Annotated in this window: 18 protein-coding genes and 1 tRNA gene; 12 read left to right on the top strand and 7 right to left on the bottom strand. The window is 58.1% G+C overall.

The window, feature by feature from the left end:
- Positions 1–23: 23 nt before the first annotated feature.
- Positions 24–980 (bottom strand): sugar ABC transporter substrate-binding protein, encoded by a 957-nt coding sequence (locus tag HX793_RS11835; RefSeq protein WP_016978157.1) that lies wholly within the window; start codon positions 978–980, stop codon positions 24–26.
- A gap of 552 nt (positions 981–1,532) precedes the next feature.
- On the opposite strand from HX793_RS11835, the gene HX793_RS11830 reads away from it, so the two are divergent.
- From HX793_RS11830 to HX793_RS11820, 3 genes are all read left to right on the top strand, one after another.
- Positions 1,533–2,621, top strand: coding sequence for an asparaginase (locus HX793_RS11830; RefSeq protein WP_016978158.1), 1,089 nt, complete (start codon positions 1,533–1,535; stop codon positions 2,619–2,621).
- 242 nt (positions 2,622–2,863) lie between these two features.
- Positions 2,864–3,115, top strand: coding sequence for a DUF1654 domain-containing protein (locus tag HX793_RS11825; protein WP_308936655.1), 252 nt, complete (start codon positions 2,864–2,866; stop codon positions 3,113–3,115).
- Positions 3,116–3,119: 4 nt separating this feature from the next.
- Positions 3,120–3,809, top strand: a complete 690-nt coding sequence (locus HX793_RS11820) for an endonuclease (protein WP_016978160.1) — start codon at positions 3,120–3,122, stop codon at positions 3,807–3,809.
- 30 nt (positions 3,810–3,839) lie between these two features.
- Here HX793_RS11820 and HX793_RS11815 read toward each other — a convergent pair whose 3' ends face one another.
- Entirely contained in the window at positions 3,840–4,205 is a 366-nt protein-coding gene (locus tag HX793_RS11815; RefSeq protein WP_016978161.1) for an SPOR domain-containing protein, read from the bottom strand.
- A gap of 262 nt (positions 4,206–4,467) precedes the next feature.
- On the opposite strand from HX793_RS11815, the gene csrA reads away from it, so the two are divergent.
- Together csrA and HX793_RS11805 are read left to right on the top strand one after the other, a co-directional pair.
- Positions 4,468–4,662 carry a carbon storage regulator CsrA gene (gene csrA, locus HX793_RS11810; protein ID WP_003192511.1) on the top strand — a complete coding sequence of 65 codons (195 nt, stop codon included), beginning with the start codon at positions 4,468–4,470 and terminating at the stop codon, positions 4,660–4,662.
- 351 nt (positions 4,663–5,013) lie between these two features.
- On the top strand, positions 5,014–5,307 hold the full coding sequence (locus HX793_RS11805) for a hypothetical protein (protein ID WP_016978162.1): 294 nt from the start codon (positions 5,014–5,016) through the stop codon (positions 5,305–5,307).
- Positions 5,308–5,325: 18 nt separating this feature from the next.
- On the opposite strand, the gene HX793_RS11800 is transcribed toward HX793_RS11805, so the two are convergent.
- Positions 5,326–6,003: an HAD family hydrolase gene (locus HX793_RS11800; protein ID WP_016978163.1), complete on the bottom strand. Its 678-nt coding sequence runs from the start codon at positions 6,001–6,003 to the stop codon at positions 5,326–5,328.
- A 207-nt stretch (positions 6,004–6,210) separates the two neighbouring features.
- Here HX793_RS11800 and HX793_RS11795 point away from each other — a divergent pair, with 207 nt between their 5' ends.
- From HX793_RS11795 to HX793_RS11775, 5 genes are all read left to right on the top strand, one after another.
- On the top strand, positions 6,211–6,981 hold the full coding sequence (locus HX793_RS11795) for an alpha/beta fold hydrolase (protein WP_177052936.1): 771 nt from the start codon (positions 6,211–6,213) through the stop codon (positions 6,979–6,981).
- A 110-nt stretch (positions 6,982–7,091) separates the two neighbouring features.
- On the top strand, positions 7,092–7,337 hold the full coding sequence (locus HX793_RS11790; RefSeq protein ID WP_016978165.1) for a DUF2790 domain-containing protein: 246 nt from the start codon (positions 7,092–7,094) through the stop codon (positions 7,335–7,337).
- Between the two features lie 42 nt (positions 7,338–7,379).
- Positions 7,380–8,051, top strand: coding sequence for a heavy metal response regulator transcription factor (locus HX793_RS11785; protein ID WP_016978166.1), 672 nt, complete (start codon positions 7,380–7,382; stop codon positions 8,049–8,051).
- Positions 8,048–9,448, top strand: coding sequence for a heavy metal sensor histidine kinase (locus tag HX793_RS11780; protein ID WP_177095559.1), 1,401 nt, complete (start codon positions 8,048–8,050; stop codon positions 9,446–9,448). The genes HX793_RS11785 and HX793_RS11780 overlap by 4 nt, the downstream gene beginning before the upstream one ends.
- 123 nt (positions 9,449–9,571) lie before the next feature.
- Positions 9,572–9,796, top strand: coding sequence for a hypothetical protein (locus HX793_RS11775; protein ID WP_016978168.1), 225 nt, complete (start codon positions 9,572–9,574; stop codon positions 9,794–9,796).
- Between the two features lie 15 nt (positions 9,797–9,811).
- On the opposite strand, the gene pcp is transcribed toward HX793_RS11775, so the two are convergent.
- From pcp to HX793_RS11760, 3 genes are read right to left on the bottom strand one after another with little or no spacing between them, the layout of a single operon-like run.
- Complete coding sequence (gene pcp, locus HX793_RS11770; RefSeq protein WP_016978169.1) at positions 9,812–10,453, bottom strand: pyroglutamyl-peptidase I; 642 nt, start codon at positions 10,451–10,453, stop codon at positions 9,812–9,814.
- A 7-nt stretch (positions 10,454–10,460) separates the two neighbouring features.
- The gene (locus HX793_RS11765; protein WP_177052940.1) at positions 10,461–11,411 is read right to left on the bottom strand and encodes a DUF979 domain-containing protein; all 951 of its coding nucleotides are present in this window, start codon (positions 11,409–11,411) and stop codon (positions 10,461–10,463) included.
- Positions 11,408–12,124 (bottom strand): DUF969 domain-containing protein, encoded by a 717-nt coding sequence (locus HX793_RS11760; protein ID WP_016978172.1) that lies wholly within the window; start codon positions 12,122–12,124, stop codon positions 11,408–11,410. The genes HX793_RS11765 and HX793_RS11760 overlap by 4 nt, the downstream gene beginning before the upstream one ends.
- Positions 12,125–12,354: 230 nt before the next feature.
- Here HX793_RS11760 and HX793_RS11755 point away from each other — a divergent pair, with 230 nt between their 5' ends.
- Complete coding sequence (locus tag HX793_RS11755) at positions 12,355–12,711, top strand: hypothetical protein (protein ID WP_256348362.1); 357 nt, start codon at positions 12,355–12,357, stop codon at positions 12,709–12,711.
- 280 nt (positions 12,712–12,991) lie between these two features.
- Here the strand turns inward: HX793_RS11755 and HX793_RS11750 are convergent.
- Positions 12,992–13,068 (bottom strand) — tRNA-Val (locus HX793_RS11750).
- A gap of 184 nt (positions 13,069–13,252) precedes the next feature.
- Here HX793_RS11750 and HX793_RS11745 point away from each other — a divergent pair.
- Entirely contained in the window at positions 13,253–14,536 is a 1,284-nt protein-coding gene (locus HX793_RS11745) for an NAD(P)/FAD-dependent oxidoreductase (protein ID WP_016978175.1), read from the top strand.
- Positions 14,537–14,712: the final 176 nt, after the last annotated feature.

Raw genomic sequence — 14,712 nt, 5'->3', positions numbered from 1 at the left:
GGCGCTGTTGGGTACTGCCAGGATTACTTCTTGAGGACGAGTTCGACCGGGGTTTCGATCACGCCATCTTTGGCATCGACTTTCTCACCCTTGACCAGCTTGAGCGCATTCTGGATACCGAACACAGCTTGCTGGGCAGCGGCCTGGTCAGCGGTCGCGAGTACGCGGCCGTCTTGCAGCATCGGCTTGATGGCTTCGATGTTGTCATAGCCCACCACCAGCACCTTGCCGGCCTTGCCTGCCGCGCGCACGGCGGAGACGGCGCCCAGGGCCATGTTGTCGTTACCGGCCAGCAAGGCCTTGAGGTCCGGGTACTCACTTAGCATGGCAGACGCGACTTTCTGGCCCTGGTCGATTTCCCAGTTGCCGGATTGGGTAGAGACGATTTTCATGCCGGCAGCGTCCATCGCATCCTTGTAGCCTGCGGTACGCTGTTGAGCGTTGGTAGTGGTCGGTACACCTTCGATGATGCCGACCTTGTCACCCGAGGCTAGTTGCTTGGCCAGATAGTCGCCTACCAGCTTGGAGCCTTTGCGGTTGTCCGGGCCTACGAACGGAATATCGAGGTTTTTGCTTTTGAGTACGTCCGGGTCCAGGCGGTTGTCGATGTTGACGACTTTGATACCGGCATCCGAAGCCTTCTTCAGCACGGTGACCAGCGCCTTGGAATCGGCGGGTGCGATCACGATGGCGTTGACCTTGGCGAGGATCATCTGGTTGACGATATCGATCTGCGCGCTGGTATCGGTTTCGTTCTTGATCCCGTTGGTGATCATGTCGAAATCGGCGGCGTGTTCTTTCTGGTACGTCTTGGCACCGTCTTGCATGGTGACAAAGAACTCGTTAGCGAGGGATTTCATGACCAGGCCAACCTTGGGTTTGGCGGCGTCATCAGCGAATGCAGAGGAGAGAGGCAGGGCAGCGGATGCGGCGGCAAGCACAGCGACAGCAAGAAGACGTCCAGCGAATGGCAGCTTCATGGGTTCACTCCGATCTTATGATTATTGTGAGCAACGCTTGCACCGAAGATCGCTTCGGCAGCCCTCCCACCCGGGTGGCTGATACGAGCTGTCACGATACTCAGGGAGCACCCCGTGAAACATCTCGCAAACGTTTGCGTTATTCAAACTATGAGAACCTTGTCGAGATTTGTCAACGGTTGTAAACGGCCTTTCATCCAAGCCTCCCTCACACCTGACAGTCGATGCGTTTAAACATTGCACACTGCCGATCGTTCTCTAAAACGACAGGCTGGGGCGCATCATCCGTGCAACCCCCAAAGCCTGGCGGTCAGCATTTTCGGACAACCGAACGCAATACAGTCCGATGTTCGGAAAGCCGGACGCCCACATGATCAACAAGTGCACAAATTCATTATTAATTGTTATAAATCAATATCTTAAATTGTTTTATCGCCCACGCTGAGCCTGGTACAAATCCTGCTCTACTCCATCACCTCGCGGCATTCAGAATCGCCCGGGTGTTCTAGATGAACCTGCTACAGCACTCATCAAAAACCAGAGAGAAAAATAATGAAATCTGCACTGAAAAACTTTGTTCCGGGCGCGTTAGCCCTTCTGCTGCTGTTCCCCGTTGCCGCTCAGGCAAAGGAAGTTGAATCCAAGACCAAACTGTCCAACGTGGTGATCCTCGCCACCGGCGGCACCATTGCCGGCGCTGGCGCCAGCGCGGCCAACAGTGCCACCTACCAGGCGGCCAAGGTCGGCATCGAGCAATTGATCGCCGGTGTTCCTGAGCTTAGCCAGATCGCCAATGTACGCGGCGAACAAGTTATGCAAATTGCGTCCGAAAGCATCAACAATGAAAACCTGCTGCAACTTGGGCGCCGAGTTGCCGAACTGGCTGACAGCAAGGACGTGGACGGCATCGTGATCACCCACGGTACCGACACCCTGGAAGAAACCGCCTACTTCCTGAACCTGGTGGAAAAAACCGACAAGCCAATCGTGGTGGTCGGTTCCATGCGCCCAGGCACCGCCATGTCGGCAGACGGCATGCTCAACCTGTACAACGCCGTGGCCGTGGCCGGTAGCAAAGATGCACGCGGCAAAGGCGTGCTGGTCACCATGAACGACGAGATCCAGTCGGGTCGTGACGTCAGCAAGATGATCAACATCAAGACCGAAGCATTCAAGAGCCCATGGGGCCCACTGGGCATGGTCGTTGAAGGCAAATCCTACTGGTTCCGCTTGCCTGCCAAGCGTCACACCATGGATTCTGAATTTGACATCAAGAACATCAAGAGCCTGCCTGACGTTGAAATCGCCTATGGCTATGGCAACGTGAGCGACACTGCGGTGAAGGCCCTGGCCCAAGCTGGCGCGAAAGCCATCATCCATGCCGGTACCGGTAATGGCTCGGTGTCTTCCAAAGTGGTCCCTGCCCTGCAGGAACTGCGCAAGCAAGGCGTTCAGATCATCCGTTCTTCCCACGTGAATGCCGGTGGTTTCGTTCTGCGTAATGCCGAACAACCTGACGACAAGTACGACTGGGTGGCCGCACATGACCTGAACCCACAAAAAGCCCGCATCCTCGCGATGGTCGCCCTGACCAAGACCCAGGACAGCAAAGAGCTGCAACGGATGTTCTGGGAATACTGATTCCTGCCGTCCTCTGTAGGAGCAAGCTTGCTCGCGAAGGTCGTTAACACTGACGCTGTCTGTCTGGATTAACCCATCGCCCTCAAGCTTCTCGCGAGCAAGCTTGCTCCTACAAACCCCTTCTACCGCCCTACACGAAATTGCCTGAATTGCTGTCAGACGGACTTCTTGAAGTTTAAGCAGTTGCGAAATCGCCTACAGTTAAATACTGTATGTGCGTACAGCTTACTAAGGAATACTCCGTGGCAAAGTCCTCTTCCGCAACGTCAACCTCGCCCGATGCCTATGAACGCCTAGCCATCCGCGTGCAAAAGATCATCAATTCGACCCATGCCCAGAAAGCCAAGGCAGCCTTGATCTTCCGTTTGCCGGAAGAGCCTGAGGATGAGTGGGCGCGTTTGCTGGAGGAAATCGCGGAGAACGATAACGTCACCCTCGCCTATAGGGACGACGGCGGTGTGCAGATTTTCTGGGTTGTACCGAAGGAAGATTGATTCAATGAGTGTCCGTTTTATCGCTGTGTGCTGCCTGTTTTTTACCTTCACCGCCCACGCCCAGGCCCCCCGAACGTTCAGCGAAGCCAAGAAAGTCGCCTGGAAGCTCTACGCCCCACAATCCACCGAGTTCTATTGCGGCTGCAAGTACACCGGCAACCGGGTGGATTTGAAAGCCTGCGGCTACATCCCACGCAAAAACGCCAACCGCGCCGCACGCATTGAGTGGGAGCATATCGTTCCGGCCTGGCAGATCGGCCATCAGCGCCAGTGCTGGCAAGACGGCGGGCGCAAGAACTGTACGCGCCACGACGACGTGTTCAAGCGCGCCGAAGCCGACTTGCACAACCTGGTGCCGAGCATCGGCGAGGTCAATGGGGACCGCAACAACTTCAGTTTTGGTTGGTTGCCGGTGCAAAGCGGGCAATACGGCTCTTGCCTGACCCAGGTGGACTTCAAGGCCAAGAAAGTCATGCCGCGCCCGTCTATCCGGGGCATGATTGCGCGCACGTATTTCTACATGAGCAAGCAGTACGGCTTGCGCCTGTCAAAACAGGATCGCCAGCTGTACGAAGCCTGGAACAAGACCTACCCGGTACAGGCCTGGGAGCGGCAACGCAACCAGACCGTGGCGTGCGTGATGGGGCGCGGCAATGAGTTTGTCGGCCCGGTGAACCTGAAAGCCTGCGGTTGAACGTGGGCGGGGCGCCCGCCCACAGTGCCCTTACTGGGCGGCGTTGTGCTCAATGATTTCTGACACAGTGTCGGTTTTCTTGGCGCGAGCCATTTTCTCGTTGAGCAGGGTCTGCTTGGCCTCGGCTTCCGCCCTGGTTGCGAAAGGCCCCAGCAGGACTTCGTCCTTGCCATCCACTTTCACGATGTAAAAATTGAAACCATGCTCCAGCAGCCAGGCCGTGAGGTCAGTGATCGCCTGCAACTTGTGGTCAGGCGGACCTACCCGCAGGTCCCATTCCTGGGCGGCAATCGCGCCGGTCTGTGGCTGGCTTTCGGTGACGGCTGGCTTAGGCTTGGGCGCATCAACGCTCTTGCCTTCACCGCAACCGGCCAATGCCAACACCGCAATTGCCATCGCTACTTTACGCACTGCCCTGCTCCTTCAAAGATAAAGAGGCGACTTTATCATTCACTGTCTATTCTGGCCGTCATAAACGTTGGCTTAAACAATGCGAATCATGTATCGCAGACCTGTATGATGCCGCCATGGGAATTAATGTCGCCTCTATGCGTCCTAAAAGAGGCAGTCACAGGGAAGCGCTTAGCAGTAAGCTACACACATCCGACACCTGCCCTGTCTGAAACATGTGTCCTTAAAAGTAATCAAGGAGAAGTCCATGCTTATACTCACCCGCAAAGTTGGTGAAAGCATAAACATCGGTGATGACATCACGATCACCATCCTGGGCGTAAGCGGCCAGCAAGTACGAATCGGCATCAACGCACCCAAGGATGTTGCCGTGCATCGCGAGGAAATCTACCAGCGCATCCAGGCTGGTCTGACTGCCCCGGACAAAAACCAGACGCCTTGACGCGCCCTCAGTAGCCAGCCTTTTCGTTCACGGTAATGGCTGGCGAAAACGTCTTCGGACTGCTCTGATCGTTGTTGCGTGATTGACGTCGCCAATGTGTTCATCTTCATGGAAAGATGAAACTGTCTTCACGCGTGGAACTTGTCGCTTAATTCACGACCGAATTTCCTGACTGATACCCAGCCATCCGTGTGCACTCAGGAGCGCTGGACCTGGCGCTGCTGCTTGTAAGTTGTGCTGGCACGCGGACTGTTGATGCGGCGCCGCTCGCTATCAGATCGCCGGTATTTACAGCGCCACAACACGACCTATGCTTGGGCGTGCATGATCAGCAAAAGGCCCTGAAGCAAGATGGATACCCTGAGTAAATCCCAGATCGAATCCGCACTGGCAGCGCGGCTGCCCAGCTATCAGGTGACCTGCACATTGCACGCCGACGGCACCCTTTCGGCGGTACTCAGCGGCCCGGACACCGACCACTTCGCAATTACCGGGATCGTGCGCGCGCATTATCACGGCGCCGAAGCCATCGCCCGACTGGCCAATGAAATCCTCAGGGAGATGGTGTTGTCACGCCAAGGCATGCGCAATGAGCGGATGCAGCCGCCCGATGCGGCCCGCCTGGAACAAGGCCGAGACCGGTAGCGGGCTCGGCCTTTTTTATCAGTCCGCCCCACTCCGCAAGCACAGCAAACCGTCCGCGTCGCGCTGTACCTTTAACGGCTCATATCCGTCAATCGAGGGATGCGCGGTGACCATCGGCGTGTGATGCGTCGACGTCACGACCATCACATCCGCCCCTGCCGCCTCACCTGCATGAATGCCCACCGTCGCGTCTTCAAACACCAGGCAATCCTGCACAGGCACGTCCAGGCGTTGGGCCGCCAGCACGTAACAGGCGGGGTTTGGCTTGCCGACGGCAACGTCTTCGGCCGTGACCAACACCGCGGGCGGCGCAATACCCGCCGCCTGTAGACGACGTAATGCCAACGCCCTGGGGGCCGACGTAACCACCGCCCATTGATCGCCCGGCAAGCTGTTGAGGAACCTGAGAGCACCGGGAATCGCGACAACGCCTTCCACATCATTGATCTCAGCCTCGGTAATCCACTGCGCCTCGACTTCGGGATCGACACCGGGCAACGCCTGGCGCCTGATGGTGTCGATCGCGCGGGCACCGTGGATGGTCTTCAAGAACGCCGGCACATCCAAACCATGGCGTTGCGCCCAGATGCTCCATACGCGTTCGGCGGCAGCAATGGAGTTGAGCAATGTGCCATCCATATCAAACAGAAAGGCACGGTAACGGCGGTTGAATACGGCTGAACCTCGGTTGGACACTGCGTGGCTTCCTCTTGGGTTGTAACAAATGACGTGCCCGATGCAATCTACGGATCACCTCGCTGCTTGTAAACGCTAGGGACCTGGATTGCATTACAGGTTTGTAATCAAGCTGTAAGTCTTGCCGGCACCCTCACTTCATACAGTGGAGTCGTCAGTCACCCACATCGGATGACGCCACTTCCTACTGATGAAAAGGGTCCACCCATGAAACCTGCAAGCAAACTCTGTCTGATCGCCGCCAGCCTGATGCTGCTGGGCACTGGCACCGCCATGGCCGGTACCGTCGCGCCGGTCAAAGCTAATAACGTGGTGCTGGTGCACGGTTCCTGGGCGGACGGTTCGAGCTGGTCCGAGGTGATTACCCGGCTCCAGGCGGCCGGGCTGCACGTCACTGCCGTGCAGAACCCACTGACCTCGGTGGCCGACGATGTCGCCGCCACCAACCGTGTGCTGGATCAACAAGACGGCCCGACCGTGTTGGTCGGCCATTCCTACGCAGGCACCGTAGTCAGCGACGCCGGGGTCAATCCGAAAGTCAGCGCCCTGGTCTACGTGGCCGCTCGGGCCCCAGATGCGAACGAAGACTTCGTCGCCCTCTCGGCCAAGTACCCGACCATGCCAGTGCGCGCCGGCGTTGAAGATCACGACGGCTACCTGACCTTGAGCCAGGACGCCTTCCTCAAGTACTTCGCCGCCGATGTGCCGCACGCCAAGGCCATGGAGCTGTACGCCGTGCAGCAACCCATCACCAAGACGCTGTTCAGCGGCCGCACCGCCAATGCCGCCTGGCACACCAAGCCGTCCTGGTACGCGGTGTCGGCGAACGACCAGACCATCAACCCGGACCTGGAGCGCTTCCTCGCCAAGCGCATGAATGCCACCACTGTCGAGCTGCCATCGAGCCACTTGTCACTGGTGTCCCACGCCAAGGAAATCACCGACCTGATCCTCGAAGCCTCGGGCCGCCAGCCCTGAACCTGCATTACAAACTTGTCATCATCCTGTTGGTTGGCTGTTCGGGGCTCCTGGTTACTGTGAAGTCACTGCCATGACCTGGCAGCCAACCCTTTAAGAGAGATACCACCATGAAACTGTTTGTCCTCGGCTTTGCCGCTTTGCTCGCTACCGGTTCCGTGTTTGCCGCCGAACCCGTGATCCATGACAAAACCGGCTTTTTCGTCCACCTGGACGTGGCTAAAGTGCTGTCGAGCACCGATACCTACGGCCAATGCGGCATCGTCCCGGCACGCCTCAATTACCTCGACAGCCAGGGCCGCGAACATGTGTTGGACTACCAAGTGCAAGGCATCGGTTGCGCCAGTGATAATTGATCGGGCTACACTTGCGCCACGCATTGAAACAGGGCATTTCCCATGAACATCCTCGTAGTCGAAGACGAACCCAAGGCCGGCAACTACTTGCTCAATGGCCTGCAGGAGCTGGGCTATTCCGTCAGTCTCGCCCGCGATGGCGTAGACGGCCTGCACCAGGCCCTGGAAACGCCGTTCGACGTGATCGTGCTGGATGTGATGATGCCGAAAATGGACGGCTGGGAAGTGCTACGCCGCCTGCGCAAGGAAGTCGACACACCGGTACTTTTTCTGACGGCTCGCGATGATATTGCCGACCGTATCAAAGGCCTTGAACTGGGCGCCGACGATTACCTGATCAAGCCGTTTTCCTTCGCCGAACTGGTGGCACGCTTGCGTACGCTGACCCGTCGCGGCCCGAGCCGGGACGAGGAACAGTTGCAGATCGCCGACCTGCAAATCGACGTACTGAAACGCCGCGTTACCCGCGCCGGCACGCGCATTACCCTGACCAATAAAGAGTTCGCCCTGCTGCATCTGTTTGCAACCCACCAGGACCAGGTGCTGTCGCGCTCGCTGATCGCATCACGGGTATGGGACATGAACTTCGACAGCGACACCAACGTAGTAGACGTCGCCGTACGGCGCCTGCGCTTGAAAATCGACGACCCGTTCCAGCTCAAGCTGATCCACAGCGTGCGCGGCATCGGCTACCGCTTCGATACCCAGCCATGAACAAACGTCGTCACTATTCCCTGACCCTGCGCCTGGCATTGATCTTCGCCCTGCTCGCCTTCGCCTTGCTGGCAACCCTGGGCGTGGCGCTGTACCGCGAGCTGGAGCGTGAGTTGATCAAGCGGGACGATGCGGCATTGATTTCCCGCGTCGACCAACTGCGCAACTTGCTCAATGACAGCAACACGGTCGACCTGATCAAAACCAAGCCGGAGCTGTTCCAGAACATGCTGGGCAACCGTGAATCGATACTTAGCATCGCCGCACCTGGGCAAAAACCCTTGCTGACGGTCAATCCCGGTAATATCGACCTGCCTTCCGTTCCCCCGGTGCCCAAGAACCACGAGCTGACGTTTGCTGACGTGCACCACTTCCCCAGCATTAACGGTGTGCCGTTCGCGACCGTGGCCGCGTCCATCGACTCCGGCGACCTGGGCAGCCTGCAGGTCACCACGGGGCGCCTGATGACAGAACGCACCGCCATGCTCGCCAGCTATCGCTTGAGCGTTTATATCCTGGCGAGCATCGCCGCAATCATTCTGGCGGTGGCCGGTTATCTACTGGTGCATCGTGGACTCGTACCGTTGCGCCGCCTGGCCCGGCACGCCCAAGGCATCGGCGTCGGCAATCTCGCCGAACGCCTCGACAGCCACGGCGCACCAAAAGAACTGCTTCCGATGATTGACGCGTTCAACACCATGCTGGAGCGGCTGGCCAAGGGCTTTGTACAGCTTGGCCAGGTGTCCACCGACATGGCCCACGAACTGCGCACACCGATCAACAACCTGCTGGGAGAAACCCAGGTTGCTCTGCAACAGCACCGCAGCACTGAGAGCTATCAACAATTGCTGGCATCCAATGTCGAAGAGCTTGAACGCCTGGCGCGGATGCTCGACAACATGCTGTTCCTGGCGCGCACCGACCCGGCCAGCGCCTTGCGCCAGCGTCAAGAACTCAACGCCGCCGATGAAGTGGAACGCATCGCCGAGTACTTTGAAGGCTTGGCGGGGGATGTGGATATCAGTATTCGCGCTGAAGGCAGCGGGGTGATCTGGGCGGAACCGATGCTGCTTCGCAGGGCCCTGGCGAACCTGTGCGCCAACGCCATCAAATATGGTGCGCAGAGCACTGAGCTGGTGATACAGGCGATTCCCGATGACGAGGGCATCCACCTGAAGGTCAGCAATTACGGAGAGACCATTGATGCCGAGCATCTGCCGCGGCTATTCGAAAGGTTTTACCGGGTGGATGAATCAAGGGAACGGTCGGCGCAATCCAATGGGCTAGGCTTGTCCATTGTGGCGACCATCATGCAGTTGCATAACGGCCAATACAGCGTGAACAGTGAGGCCGGGGTAACGTGTTTTGATTTGTTCTTTCCGAAGCGGGAGGAATGAGCAGCATGTACCCGGTGTTATTTTGCAAAGGTTTGCCTCTTACCATCGGACTTAGACCCAACTAATCTTGCTTCCTAGGCGGCTCAAGGCAGAGCCGGCAACAGCGCAAAGGGAGATTCGGGAATGGAAATACGATTAGGTCTACTGGAAAAGGGGCTGGCTGAAATGAACGAGAAGCTGATCACCGTTTCGGGCAAGGCAGACGCCATGGATAAGCACTTCGCGTCCAAGGCAGACCTGGCAACCACTGAACTGAACCTTATCAAATGGTACGTGGCAACTGCATTTGCAATGACTGGCCTGGCTTGCGCCATCACCTTCGGGCTCACCCGACTGTTTGCACTGTGAGAAAAGCTGGGCCGGTCAACTGACCTGCCCACCCGCTTCCTTGACATCCGCCAGTGTTCGCCACGCCGCCAATACAGCCACTTGCAATCCCGCAACCGTCGTACCCAGCGCCATCGAAGGCCGCTGTGTACCCGCCACCTGCTCCGGCAGAAACGGTACGTGGATAAACCCACTGCGCACTCCCGACCCCGCAAGCGCATGCTGCAATAGATAAAACACCTGATTACACACAAATGTCCCTGCCGTCTGCGATACGGAGGCTGCGATCCCCACTTCACGCACGGCCTTGACCATCGCCTTGATCGGCAGCGTCGTGAAGTAGGCCGCCGGGCCATCAGCGATGACCGCCGTATCGACAGGCTGCTCGCCCAGGTTATCGGGAATGCGCGCATCGTTGACATTGATCGCTACCCGTTCGATAGAGATATCGCTACGGCCCGGCCCCAGGCCAGTAGCGATCACCATCGCCGGGCGCAACTCTTCGACCAGCCCGATCAGGCACTCGCCAACAGAGGCAAATGCGCAAGGCAATTGACGCGCAACTATCTGCACATCGGGCTCCAGTTGAACACCGTCCAGTTGGCGCACAGCCTCCCAGGACGGATTAACCAAGTCTTGATCAAAGGGCTCAAAGCCCATCAGCAACACGGTTTGCATCTTGGCCTCACATCAACAGGTAGAGCAGCACAATATTGACCACCAACATCATCAACGCCGTGGGCAGTTGAGCCTTGATCACCGCGTTCTTGTCTGGCAACTCCAGCAACGCTGCAGGCACAATATTAAAGTTGGCGGCCATCGGCGTCATCAGTGTGCCGCAGTAGCCGGAGAACATGCCAATCGCCGCCATTACGGCTGGATTCCCGCCGTAGATACCCACCAGCACCGGCACGCCGACACCGCCGGTCATCACTGGGAAAGCCGCGAAGCCGTTACCCATGATCACCGTGAACAAGGCCATGCCCAGCACATAAACCATCACCGCCACTAACTTGAAATCCAGGTTGATGTAGGTGGTGGTGACATGCGCAACGGCCGTACCGACCCCGGCTTCGTTAAACAGCAAGCCGAGCATCGCCAGCATTTGCGGAAGCACCATCGCCCAGCCGAGGGCTTCGGTGAGCCGGCGGGATTCGCGCAAGGCTTGCACCGGTGTATCGCGGGTCAGCCAGCAAGCCAGGCCGAGTGCGATCAAGCAGCCGATACCGAGGGATACAAAGGTGGTGTTTTTCGGATCCAGCAGTGGCACGCCGCCAATCTCGGTGTGCTTGAGCAGCACCGAGCCAATGACCGTGGTCAGTGGAATGGCGAGCGCAGGAATGAACAGCTTGTGACCCAGCCGGCCCGCACTGGCGCGAGAGGCCTTGTCATGCAACTCGGCATGCTTGCCACGGCCAACGCCGCCCATGCCGGCAATCAATGCCATGACCACAACGCCGGCGCCGATGGCCACCGACGGCAGGCGCTCGCCTATCAAGAACGGAATAGCGAACAACAACCAGAACAACGCACTGGACCAACGCTTGGGATGGCTCCGGTCCATCAAAATCATGCCCGCAGTGATCAGCAGCAGAACCCCGGCGAGCCAGTACAAGTATTGAATGGAAATGATCATTGCACGGCCTCCACTGGCGTAGCGGCGGGCGTCATCTCACGGGTAAGCCTTCGATCAAACCGATGCAGACGTATCGCATGAATGATGAAAGCGCAGATCGCTGTAGGAATACCCCATACCGCAATGTGCAGAGGCTCCACATCAATCCCCGAGCCGAGCAGGAAGGTGTGCATCAACGCGATTGCGCCGAAAGCGACAAAGATGTCTTCACCAAAAAACAGGCCGACGTTATCGGTCGCAGCGCACATGGCCAACACTTTGTGACGCAATTTGTCCGGCAGCTTGCCGTAGCGTTTTTCCGCCGCACCTTCGGCCATCGGTGCCAGCAGCGGGCGCACCATCTGCGGGTGCCCGCCCAGGCTGGTCAAGCCCATGGCGGCAGTGGATTCGCGTACAAACAGATAGATGATCAGCAAGCGCCCTACCGTAGCGCGCTCGAACCGCGCAATCCAGTTCTGCGCATGCAGGCGCAGTCCGTGACGCTCCAGCAGGCCAATGACCGCCAGAGGCAACAAGAGGATCAATTGCAAGGCACGGGTCTGAAGGAAGCCATCGCCCATGGTGGCGAGGATTTTTTCCAGTGGGAAATGGGCGGCAAGCCCAGTGGCGATAGCGGCGGCGGTGACCACCAACAAAGGGTTGAAGCGTAAGACAAAGCCAACCACGATCACAAGTACGCCGATCAACGGCCATAAGTTCACAACAGTTTGCATGGCGTGAGGTCCTTAAGTGCGCGCTGCGGCGCCATTACAGCAGGATGTGAACAAAGGGTTCACAGCAAGAAGTGGCGTGCAGTCGGCTCGGTTTTTTATTGTTGACCCGAAAGGTCGAGCGTCAGTGGCGGCAACTTTGCTGCCTGGGGCGGGAGGTGTCCAACAAGAAAAATTGTTGCTGCGAACCAATAAATTTTGTGGGTGATCGAACCCTGTGCACGTAACAAGATGTGGGCAGACCTGAAAGAGGCGAAAGCCAGGTCGAGCAAAACCCGGACTGGAACCTGCTCAAGCGCGACTGGAACAACGCACTCCAGGTCGAAGCCCGCCAGGCCGGCTTCAATATTACGGAAAATCCAGCGGTGGCACCGAGCGGTGAAGACGGTGTCGGCATCAATGTGAGCAAGTTCCGCGACATCGAGCGCGCCGATTACGCCGACCTGCAATCCGGCACACCGATTGGCTCGCGCACCTACGACACCTCGTCGTCCGCCAGGGAAGGCATTGCCTCGGCCATGACGCAGAAACAGGTGCAGGCGATTGCCAAGCAGATGATCAGCGATATCAAAAGTGCCAAGGCTAAGTAAAACGCCGCCGCGAGCGAGTTTCTTGAGTTCATCTGGAATCTAAGCGGCGCGATACTCAAGCTGATTGAATTCAGCAACGACTACACACCAGCACGGCGAAAACGCGTGCTCTCATTTGGGTTCGTGATGTTTTTGCTGCTGGTGGCGCTGATTGAACTGGTGTTGTTGCAGGTGTTTCTTGGTGAGGCCTGCTGAGACGGGTTTTGCAAATCATAGGCAACAAAAAAGGGCCCACCTTTCGGTGAGCCCTTCTAGACCGCCCAGCAGAGCGGATTTTGTTTGGTAGGCGCGATTGGACTCGAACCAACGACCCCCACCATGTCAAGGTGGTGCTCTAACCAACTGAGCTACGTGCCTGCTGTGAGGCGGCATTCTACGGAATTCCGGAGGGGTGTCAACATCTTTTTTGCAGCTAACCCTATGAATATGCGAATTTTTTATTTGCGCGGAGCACACCCGTGGATTTCGGGTAGCTGGCAGGCAATTTTCAACTCAGGTAGGATCGACGCACTCGTAAAAAATATAAAACAGAGGTTCCAGGATGGCGAACACCCCCTACCCCCAGTCGTATTATGCCGCTTCCGCGAATGCCGTTCCGCCTCGCCCGGTACTGCAAGGTGAGGTCGAAACCGATGTGTGCGTGATTGGCGCCGGCTACACCGGCCTCTCGAGCGCGCTGTTTCTGCTGGAGAACGGTTTTCGCGTGACGGTGCTCGAAGCCGCCAAGGTGGGGTTCGGCGCCTCGGGCCGCAACGGCGGGCAGATCGTCAACAGCTACAGCCGTGATATCGATGTGATCGAGCGCAGCGTCGGGCCCAAGCAGGCGCAACTCCTGGGACAGATGGCGTTTGAAGGCGGCAAGATCATTCGTGAACGGGTAGCCAAGTATCAGATCCAGTGCGACCTGAAGGACGGCGGTGTATTCGCAGCACTCAACAGCAAGCACATGGGCCACCTGGAATCGCAGAAGCGCCTGTGGGAGCGCTATGGCCATACACAGTTGGAGCTGCTGGACGAGCGCCGCATCCGCGAAGTGGTGGCCTGTGACAACTACGTGGGTGGTTTGCTGGACATGAGCGGCGGACACATCCACCCGCTCAACCTGGCGCTTGGTGAAGCGGCGGCCGTGGAGTCGCTGGGCGGCACGATCTACGAACAATCGGCAGCCGTGCGAATCGAGCGCGGCGCCAACCCGGTGGTGCATACCGCCGAGGGCACGGTCAGGGCCAAGTTCATTATCGTTGCAGGCAATGCCTACCTGGGCAACCTGGTGCCGGAGCTGGCAGCCAAGTCGATGCCCTGCGGCACGCAAGTGATCACTACCGCCCCGCTGGGTGACGAACTGGCAAAAACCCTGCTGCCGCAGGATTACTGCGTCGAAGACTGCAACTATTTGCTCGACTACTACCGCCTCACCCGCGACAAGCGCCTGATCTTCGGTGGTGGCGTGGTGTATGGCGCGCGCGACCCGGCGAACATCGAAGCGATCATCCGCCCAAAGATGCTCAAGGCCTTCCCGCAACTCAAGGATGTGAAGATCGACTACGCGTGGACCGGCAATTTCCTGCTGACCCTGTCGCGCTTGCCGCAAGTGGGGCGCCTGGGTGACAACATCTACTATTCCCAGGGCTGCAGCGGCCATGGCGTGACGTACACGCACCTGGCGGGCAAGGTATTGGCCGAAGCACTCAGAGGCCAGGCAGAGCGCTTTGACGCGTTTGCGGACCTGCCGCACTACCCGTTCCCGGGCGGGCAATTGCTGCGTACGCCGTTTGCGGCACTAGGTGCCTGGTATTACGGGCTGCGGGACAAGCTGGGTTTCTGACAGCGCGATTGGTGCCGGCAAGCCGGCGCCCATCATGAACCACCAAGTCGCAGACACAAAAAACCCCGGCCTTTCGACCAGGGTCTTTGCTATCGGATCAAAGTAGCCAGAGGCTTGCTTTGTGCTTCAAGGCGTTCAGTGGGCCTTGAGGCAGATATGGCGCAGCGGACGGGACT

Origin of the sequence: Pseudomonas reactans (assembly GCF_013387025.1) — a bacterium.
GTDB classification, from domain to species: domain Bacteria; phylum Pseudomonadota; class Gammaproteobacteria; order Pseudomonadales; family Pseudomonadaceae; genus Aquipseudomonas; species Aquipseudomonas reactans.
The sequence above is the reverse complement of the archived record's forward strand: the minus strand, read 5'-3'. Positions and strand labels throughout refer to the sequence as shown.